Raw genomic sequence first — 3593 nt, 5'->3', positions numbered from 1 at the left:
CGCAAATCAACCGCGGCGATGCAATCCGCAAGGTACACATCGGCCGGCCCGTCGGTAACACGCAGGTGTACGTGCTCGACGGGCGGCTGCAGCCGGTACCGGTGGGGGTGGCGGGCGAGCTGTATATCGCCGGGGCGGGGCTCGCGCGCGGCTATCTGGGCCGGGCGGAGCTGACGGCCGAGCGCTTCGTGGCGAACCCGTTCGGCGCGCCGGGCAGCCGGATGTACCGCACGGGGGACGTGGCGAAGTGGCGCCCCGAAGGGGTGCTGGACTATCTGGGACGCGCGGACGACCAGGTCAAGCTGCGGGGGTTCCGCATCGAGCTGGGCGAGATCGAGACGGCGCTCGTCGCACAACCGGGCGTCGCGACGGCGGCCGTCGTCGCGCGCGAGGATCAACCGGGAGACCAGCAACTCGTCGCGTACGTCGTGCCCGCAAACAGCGAAGGTGCACGCGACATCGAGCACGAAATCGCCCAAGTCGAGCAGTGGCTGCAGATGTACGAGTCGCTTTATCACGACTCGGAACACGCGGTGTTCGGCGAGAACTTTGACGGCTGGACCAGCAGTTACACCGGTGCGCCTATTCCGCTGCCGGAGATGCGCGCATGGCGTACAGCGACGGTGCAGCGCATCCGCGAACTGAATCCGCGCCGCGTGCTTGAGATTGGCGTCGGCAGCGGGCTCTTGCTGTCGCAACTGGTACCCGCATGCGATGCCTACTGGGCCACGGACTTCTCGAGCGAAACCATTGCGGCCGTCAGCCGCCACGTCGCGCGCACGAACTGGGGCGAGCGCGTGCAGTTGCGCACGCAGCCCGCACATCGCTGGGACGGACTCCCGGAAGGCTCGTTCGATACGATCGTCATCAACTCGGTGATCCAGTATTTTCCAAGCGCGATGTATCTGCTGCACGTGATCGAACAGGCGCTCGAACGACTCATGCCGGGTGGTGCGCTCTTCATCGGCGACGTGCGCAACCTGCATCTGCTGCGCGCGTTCGTCACCACGACGCAATTGCACAAGACGGCGCCGCACAGCGGCATCGACGTACTCCGGCGTGACGTTGAGCGCGCGCTCGCCGCCGAAAAGGAACTACTGCTCGCACCGGAATTCTTCGCGTCGCTGCCGGCGCGCTTCGCATCGATCGGAGCCGTCGACATTCAGGTCAAGCGCGGCGGCTACGTGAACGAACTTAGCCGCTATCGCTACGACGTGGTGTTGCGCAAGACACCGGTTCGCACCGTCGATCTGCGCAACGTGCCGACGCTGCAGTGGGGTGCGCAGATCGCGGGGCTGGACGCGCTGCACGAACATCTGGGCACGCAGCGGCCGGACGCGATCCGCGTCGCGAATATCCCTCATGCGGGGCTGATACCGGAGCTCGATCTGGTGGCCAAGCTCGCCGGCCTATCCGACAATCCGTCTGCCGGTGACCTTCGGGCGACGCTGCAACGCATCACGGTCAATGCGAGCGACCCCGGCGTCGACGCCTTCGATGCACTCGCCACGGAGCTCGGCTATCGCTTCGCGATGAGTTGCGAGAGCGGCATGAGTGGCGTGAACGGCCACCTCGAAGCGGTATTCTGGCTCGCGGAGACCGCAACCGCCGCGCCCGCGCCGCACGGCACGTTCCGCACGGAAGATGTTCCGCACGAGCTGTCGAACTACAGCAACGCACTGCTGCGCATCAATCCCACCGCATTGCGCGGCGCGCTCGCCGTGACGCTGCCCGACTACATGGTCCCCGCGGCGATTGTCGTGCTCGACCGTCTGCCGCTGACGCCGAACGGGAAGCTGGACCGTCGCGCACTGCGGGCTCCTGAATGGAGGAGCCGCGAGTATGTGGCGCCGGAGGGCGAAACGGAAACGCTGATCGCGCAGATCTGGGAGCAGGTGCTGGGCGTTGAGGGCGTGGGCCGCCAGGACAACTTCTTCGAGCTGGGCGGGCACTCGCTGCTGGCGACCCGCGTAGTCAGCCAGCTGCGGCAGCACCTGTCGATCGAGTTGCCGCTGCGGGCGCTGTTCGAGGCGCCGACGCTCCATCTACTGGCCGATCTGGTTGAGCAGGCGCAGATTCAATGCATCATCGATCAATCGGAAGCCGATCGGATCGAAGCCGAAATTCGGTCCCAACTGGACAAGCTCTCTTATGCCGAACTTCAGGCTATGGCGTCGGAGAAAGGCGTTGTAATGGAATAGTCTAAATCTGATTGTGGTCGGTTTGCCGTGCTGGCACGCAGTGGCGCGGAAGGCGTCGCCCGAAGCGTCAGTGCGTGCCGGGAACCGCCATGAGTCAGCCATGAATCAGGAGCAGAAGGTCATTCGCGCCACGGTCGGCACGTTCGAACTGGCCCGGCAACTGGGCAACGTCAGCCAGGCCGGCCGCGTGATGGGATGCTCCCGCGACAGGGGGCGTCGCGCAGGAGCATCCCAATTTGATAAGAAAGCGCTGAGGTGGCGGGGAAATGCTGACCACAAAAGTCCCGCCTCCTCAGCCAGTTGCTCAAGAGTGCAATTCCATTTGGGAAGTTCGCGCATTCGAGTGACAACTCGAGACACGTATCCGCGTCGAAACGCCCGGAATACGCTGCACTTTCTTGATCGTCTGATAGAAGAAATGCCATTTTCAGTCCAGCGTATCCGGACCGATCGCGGTGGGTAGTTCATTGCCGAGGCTGTGTATCGCCGCATCATGAAAGAGTGCATCAAATTCCGGCTGATCTCGCCGCGCTCGAGATGCCTCAATGGCAAGGTCGAGCGTTCACAACTCGCCAGCCTGAATGAATTGTGGCCGCGACACCGAGACCGGTCGCTCCTTTTATTCCAATGTCGCGAGTTTTCCGATATCACCTTTCGCAATCGAGAAGTCTTCTCATGCGACAGGTGAGACAGCGAATCGACGACGAGGATCGGAACTTTTTGGAGCCGATTGTCACGAGAGCCGAGGGGCGCGGCGTTCCTGGGTGCCAGGGTGATTGGTGCTCTAAGGGTGTTTCGCATTGGCAGCCTCATTTTCGCTTTTGATCGACGACAGAGTGCGTACGACTGCACCATGCCAAACGCCATTGGCGCGATCGTGTGACCGGCGAAGTCGATGTGCGGACTTTAGGTGCGCGTTGGGTCCGTGACTGGCTTTTCTAGATTGGTCACTAAATATTCGAGAATTCTGATGGAAGACGTGTACGCGGGTCTATGTACCTGTGCGATGTTCATAGGAAGAGCGCGTGATATTGATGTCGGCGCGGATGCTCCAGGTGGTTGCCCTTCCTTTTTTCAAGGGTGTAGGCGTTCGGCGTGAGCCTTTAGTCGGTTAAAACATGGGAGTCGCAGGTATGAAAACGCTCGACGCGCAAGGGGCCGCCTTATCCCCAGAGCAGGTGCTGCGGGAAGAACTTGTTGGCCGGCTTATGCGTGAACGTCTTGGTGGTCACGCCGGCGGTGGAATATCCATGCTCTCGAATCGAACGCCGGAGCTGCAACCTCAGGATCGTCCGGGACGGCTGCCGCTGTCGTATGCGCAGGAGCGGTTGTGGGTGCTGGAGCAGATGGGGTTGCCCGGGGGCGCCTACACGATCCCGGGTGCGGTGCGGC

Annotated in this window: 2 protein-coding genes and 2 pseudogenes; all 4 read left to right on the top strand. The window is 62.6% G+C overall.

Translation table 11 applies throughout. The features are described from left to right. The coding region (locus tag J3489_RS36955) for a phosphopantetheine-binding protein (RefSeq protein WP_207005731.1) at positions 1-2201 on the top strand (2201 nt) is incomplete at its 5' end. A 100-nt stretch (positions 2202-2301) separates the two neighbouring features. Beyond that, a pseudogene (locus J3489_RS38215) lies at positions 2302-2409 on the top strand (IS481 family transposase); the annotation flags it as partial. Between the two features lie 123 nt (positions 2410-2532). Further along, a pseudogene (locus J3489_RS36950) lies at positions 2533-2802 on the top strand (IS481 family transposase); the annotation flags it as partial. Between the two features lie 532 nt (positions 2803-3334). Next, the coding region (locus J3489_RS36945; RefSeq protein WP_207005730.1) for a hypothetical protein at positions 3335-3593 on the top strand (259 nt) is incomplete at its 3' end.

The organism is Trinickia mobilis, from assembly GCF_017315705.1.
In the GTDB taxonomy this organism is placed as follows: Bacteria; Pseudomonadota; Gammaproteobacteria; order Burkholderiales; family Burkholderiaceae; genus Trinickia_A; species Trinickia_A mobilis.
This window is presented reverse-complemented; position numbering and strand designations above follow the sequence as displayed.